Source organism: Dolichospermum lemmermannii CS-548, from assembly GCF_028330815.1.
GTDB lineage: Bacteria > Cyanobacteriota > Cyanobacteriia > Cyanobacteriales > Nostocaceae > Dolichospermum > Dolichospermum lemmermannii.
The window spans coordinates 1-5,447 of sequence record NZ_JAQMTJ010000031.1 but is presented as its reverse complement, the minus strand read 5'-3'; the positions used below and the strand labels follow the sequence as shown (position 1 = coordinate 5,447).

The 5,447-nt window shown below is 37.6% G+C and carries 3 protein-coding genes and 1 pseudogene; all 4 read right to left on the bottom strand.

Annotated elements, in window-relative coordinates:
* Positions 1 to 182: 182 nt before the first annotated feature.
* Positions 183 to 785 carry a hypothetical protein gene (locus PN450_RS01670; RefSeq protein WP_271835225.1) on the bottom strand — a complete coding sequence of 201 codons (603 nt, stop codon included), beginning with the start codon at positions 783 to 785 and terminating at the stop codon, positions 183 to 185.
* 46 nt (positions 786 to 831) lie between these two features.
* Entirely contained in the window at positions 832 to 1,260 is a 429-nt protein-coding gene (locus PN450_RS01665; RefSeq protein ID WP_271835224.1) for a DUF7680 family protein, read from the bottom strand.
* 251 nt (positions 1,261 to 1,511) lie between these two features.
* Complete coding sequence (locus tag PN450_RS01660) at positions 1,512 to 4,763, bottom strand: ATP-binding protein (protein ID WP_271835223.1); 3,252 nt, start codon at positions 4,761 to 4,763, stop codon at positions 1,512 to 1,514.
* A gap of 160 nt (positions 4,764 to 4,923) precedes the next feature.
* A pseudogene (locus PN450_RS01655) lies at positions 4,924 to 5,364 on the bottom strand (Crp/Fnr family transcriptional regulator); the annotation flags it as partial.
* Between the last annotated feature and the right edge of the window lie 83 nt (positions 5,365 to 5,447).

The following is a 5,447-nucleotide window of genomic DNA, read 5'->3' as shown; positions in this document are numbered from 1 at the left end:
CCCACACTACAAATAATAATATACCAATAGCGGGCAAGATGCCCGCACTACAAATAATAATATACCAATAGCGGGCAAGATGCCCGCACTACAAATAATAATATACCAATAGCGGGCAAGATGCCCGCACTACAAATAATAATATACCAATAGCGGGCAAGATGCCCGCACTACATTACAAATTATTCCTGCTTAATCGCACTTATTAAAATTCCCAAAATCTTTTTTACATCCTTGATATAATATTCAGTTAAATCAATAGAAATGGTTTTATCTTCTAACTTCAAAAACTGCCAAATAGTACCGATAGTTACAGCACCATAAATAATCTTAATCGCATTTTGTTTCTGTTCATTAAATAATTGAGCAGCCAACATTTCAGCTATACATTGAGCCAAACCTGATTTCAAGTTTTCATTTTTACTTTCTACCAATGTAATTACAGGTGCGCGAACAAAAAGCTGTTCTTTAGAAAGACTAATTAGAAAATCACAAAAACCATTTAACCCTTGTTGATTATCTACATTAAAATCTATTCCTGAAAATAAACTGATTTCATTATTTAACTTTCTTCTTACTTCCAGTAAAATTGGACTAATTATCATCTCAGAACGGGCTTTTTCGGTATTAATTGAAACAGCTAAATCAACATTTTCCTTGAGAATTGTTGTTAGTAAATCACTAGATTCTTCCTCTAGAACATCTCCAAATAATCCTGATACTTCATTTAATGTCAATTCAAATTTTTGGATAATTTCACTTAATTTAAAATCACTGTAAGCCATTATTATTACCTTTGATTAATTACACCACAGTCAATAGTGAAAAACCTCAATCTCCTAATAATACCCTAATCGCTTTTAACGCTTGACTACGCTTCCCATTACTAATCTTAGCAAACCAATAATGGGATTCCTCATAACTCATTGCTTTGATACCTTGGGCAATATTAGCAATTCTTTCAGGTTTAGAAAGTGGTTGTACCGTCTGAAATAACAAAGCTAAATTTATTCCTGTTTCCTCACTCAAAACATAAGGACTTTGGCGATTATGACTTAACGTTTTAGGATCATAATTATTGGCCTTTAAACAATCATAAATCGCCTGTTTTACCTGAATTAAAGCATTACCCTTTAATCTACCAATTCGCTTGGCAGAAGGACGTTTTTTCTCTCCTGCCTTTTTATAAGCACACTGGTATAATTCTACTACAAAGTTATTATTATCTGTGGAAACTATACGCAACTGAAATTCTTGCATATTTGTTGACTGTTAACCGTTGACTGTTGACTGTTAAGATGTTGCGTGTTTAATTCGGATAAGGAATGCAAGCAAGATGCTTGCACTACTTTAATTTCAGGATTTCTGAATTAAAGCATATTTCGTTATAATCAGGTACAAATTGAAATCATAAAACCCTTGTAGTGCGGGCATCTTGCCCGCTAGATGTATACCTCATAACACCGAAAAAAGCTGTATACAATTTAGCTGCACATCAGCTTAACCGTCAACTAATACGTCAATTTCGCCATTAAATTCAACCTGTCCACCGGATTTCGGTTTAAGGCACTTTTGATATTACTTATTTCTGTTCCCTCTGGCAGAATTGGTGACAAAAATTTAAATTCTAACTTCAAGAATACATCTGCTTTCACATCTTTACTACCCAATAAGGTATTAAGAGTATTCTGAAAACTATTAAACCCTTTATATGGTCCTTGGTACTCTAAACGAATAAATTGCTCTCCCAAGGTTATACTTGCTGTCTGGTCAATTTGCAGGGGTAATTTCATCAATAAAGGAAAGGCAGTTAATAACTTGCGGTAGTCCATTACTTCTGCTACCGAAATTTCTAACAATTCAATTCCTTCGGCTTTATTATCTTTGATAAAATCAGCTAATTGGGTAAATACACTATTGTGTGTACCTTCAGCATTAAATATTTCTGGTTTGACGGCAAATAAACTTCCCGGTTCTGCCACACCAGGAGAAGAAGTTCCACCAGTACCATAAGTAATTATGGAAGCTTTAGTTTCTTTTTCAACTATTTCTTCATTACCGTAATCAACAACTAGTTTAAAAATTGTAGTTTGGGTAATGCTAGTTTCATATTCATCACTAGGACGAAACACCCTATCATTAACTTCTGTATTTTCTTGATACAATTTAATGGTTAATGCCCCAGATGCTTTCCATCTTAACCGCACAGGTTTTAATTTATCTGTACTAGGCATAACTTGGGCATTCAGTTCAATTTCTCGTGGTTTAGGTGGTTGCAGAATACCCCGACGATACAATTCTATTCTTTCAGAAAAATCTATCGAATCAGGAGGAACAATTTTATTATCATCAGTTTTGATGAATAGTTTCTCGCCAATTTTTATATCCCAACTACCATCTAAAATTCCTGCGCGAATTGTCTCTCTTAATTTAGATATTTCCCCATCTAGGAAAATATTTAAACTCAAATCTTTAAAAAAAGTTTCTTTTAATGCTTTCGTTGTCCAATGATTTATCCCTGCTGGCCAAACTTTTTGTAATATGAATGCGGGTGCATAAGATTGTGCTTCATCTTGACGGATTTTTTGACAATCTTTGAGAGATTTTAAAATAATATCCTGTTGATTATTACCTTTAATATCACCAGATTCTTGGGCAGGTAAAGTATAGTGCATTAAACCCTTGGAGGCTTTCACCGGATCATTGGCAGGATAAAATAAATGCCGATAGGTATTAGTAATTGATACTCTAATCTTTAATTCACAATCACTTTTGCGTCCTTTCAGTTGTTTCTGCTGGTTTTCTGATAAGTCTTGCAAACGATTAGGAGAATTGAGAATATTTTGCATAGCCCGATATTCTCGCACATTTTCAATGGCACGTTGTAATTCTTGCTTATTAGCAATAAGAAATAACAGGCGATTTCTATAAGTGCGGAATTTTCCAGCTTCTCCAGTGCTGTTAAAAATCCGTTCTACTATGGCAGGTGGTCCATCTGTGGTAGAAGAAATTGTCTCTTCATCAAAATCAATAATGCACAAAGCTACACTATCAGCAACATCATCTACATCTGCGGGAGTTTCTGGTGCAGAAACTAATTTAAAGAATTTATCCGCGAAAATCGTATCCCGGCGTTTTCTTAATTCGTCTTTGGCTTCAGTAATGCCAATTTGTGCTTTTTCTTCGGAAATGATTTTATTGAGTGATGGTTCTTCTTTAAATCTGGCAATGGAGGTAATCGGATCATTTTCTAAATACCACGCTACTGCTGTGAGTCTGTCTAAAACAGTATCTACAAAGCCAATTTCTAATCCTGGTGTCAGTAGGGATAAGTTTAATTCAGGACGACGAATACCTGCGGCAATTCCTTGGTTAATGGAATGTAAGAAAATGGTTCTAGTTACCCAGGTAGAAAAGGGAGGTTTGCCGGCTGCTTGCCATTCTGCGTCTTGTAATTGGCTATAAGCTTCTCTACCATCTGGGTTATAAATGTCTGCTTGGATGGGGATTCGCATTAATTCTCTCCCCAGTCGAGAAGTTAAATCACTGGTAATTTCTTCTTCAATGCCTACAGGGATATGATGGGTGTGAATTAGGGGTATCCAAATTGGGGATTGGGGATTGGGGACTGGGGACTGGGAATTGGGAATATTTTGCCATAGATAACGTATAACTCCAGCAAATAGGCGTAATGCGCCCCTGGTGCGTTGGAAGTTGGCAATGGAGGCGATTTTTTTGGTTAATAGGCTAAATAGTTCAGGATGGAAGGGATAACTCTGTTCAATACCTTCGGCATAACGGGCATCTTTACAGCCATCTGGTAAGTCAATGCGACTGGCTTTATAAGTTTGCAGATATTCTTTAGCGGCATCACTGGCTGCGTTGGCTTCAATGCTGCTAAACATCCGTTGTTTAACGATATTGTAAATTTCCACATCGGTACTGGGTTTGAGAATCCGTTCTTGTCTAGCTGTGGCTGAAATGGTTTCCCGAATTTCTGTAGTTTCTGCCCCAAAACTGTCAGTGGAGGAAGCGAGGGTGTAAACAAAGACTAAGTTATTAGAAGCTGCTGCCAAGTCCATGAGGGAGAATAAAAAGGCAACAACTTGTTCTGCTAAGTCGCTATTACCAACTACTGTGGCTTTAGCTGCCCTGAGATAACGGGCTATTTCATCGAGAATAATTACTGTGGGTTGCCCTTGGGTAATGCGTTCTAAAACTACAGTACCAGGGCTAACTCGTTGTTCATCAGACCCTTTGAGTAAGCTGTAACCCGCTACACCACCGATTTGATAAGCTATTTCTCCCCACAGGGTATAGGTGGTAATGCCTGTATCTGAATGGTAAACACCGTTAACTGGATCTAAGTCTTGACAAGCGATCGCAGAGGCTTGAATTGGACGCTCTGGAATTAAATTAATATTATCAACAAAACGCTCTAATCCAGGGATTTCCCGCCCATTTTTGGCGATATGCCACAAGGCGATTTCATCATGGGTTTTCCCACCCCCGAAACTGGTTTCTAAGCGAATGATAGGAGAACCAATAGCAGCACCTCCTAATCGCCCAAATACTTCGGAAATCAGGGTTTTTAACCCATCTGTAGGAAAGGTGTTAGCAAAAAAGGTTGTCGGATCTTGGTAGACGTAGGGGGCTGTGCCTTCAACTACTAAGCGTAATTTAGCAGCGAATAATTCGGGGGAGAGTTCCCCTGCTAAAATTTCGTCTCTGGGAATACAGGTTTTGAAGATAGAAGGCAGCATAGAAATAAATATATTGATGGTTTGTCCTTAGCATTCGACTGTCAACTTGTCACTTCTGAGCAAAAGTAATACCCGTTGAGTCAGAGTGTAACCAGATTCTAATCATACTCCTTCCCAGCGTCATTGAAGAGGGTTAATTCATTTGTTGGTATTTTCCAAATTAAATTTCGTAATACCAAATATCCTCTTGTCTCACAATAATTCGATGCAGAGGAAGTCTATGAATCAGTCCCTCCTGTTCCAATTGTCCCAGCAACCGAGTGATAGTCACACGAGTAGAACTGATCAGCGCTGCTAAATCTTCATGAGTTAGACGCATATCAATTAAACGTCCTTGTTCTACTTCTGAACCAAATTTTTTTGATAACCATCCTAATAGTTGAATCAGCATAGTCTCTACTTTTTTATGGCTGCGAATCACCATTAATTCTTCCGCTTGTTGAATGTGACAAAGCAAAGTTTGTGTGAGTTGATGCCAATCATTCACAGGTAAAACAGTTGCTTCTACTTTGGTTAAACACTCCATCCGATAAGGCTTCATTTTCGAGAGAACTTCACCAACCACATCTCCTGGACCCCATAATCCCAAGGCTACCTGAGTTCGATGTAAGAAAACCAGCTAAAAATGAGTATTCAAAAGGGTTAGAGGCTTTTCTGGAAAGAGCCTATATTCTCAATAAACAT

Coding starts and splice junctions, on each gene's coding strand:
- PN450_RS01660 (WP_271835223.1), bottom strand. CDS start 4,763: ATGCTGCCTTCTATCTTCAAAACCTGTATTCCCAGAGACGAAATTTTA.
- PN450_RS01670 (WP_271835225.1), bottom strand. CDS start 785: ATGGCTTACAGTGATTTTAAATTAAGTGAAATTATCCAAAAATTTGAA.
- PN450_RS01665 (WP_271835224.1), bottom strand. CDS start 1,260: ATGCAAGAATTTCAGTTGCGTATAGTTTCCACAGATAATAATAACTTT.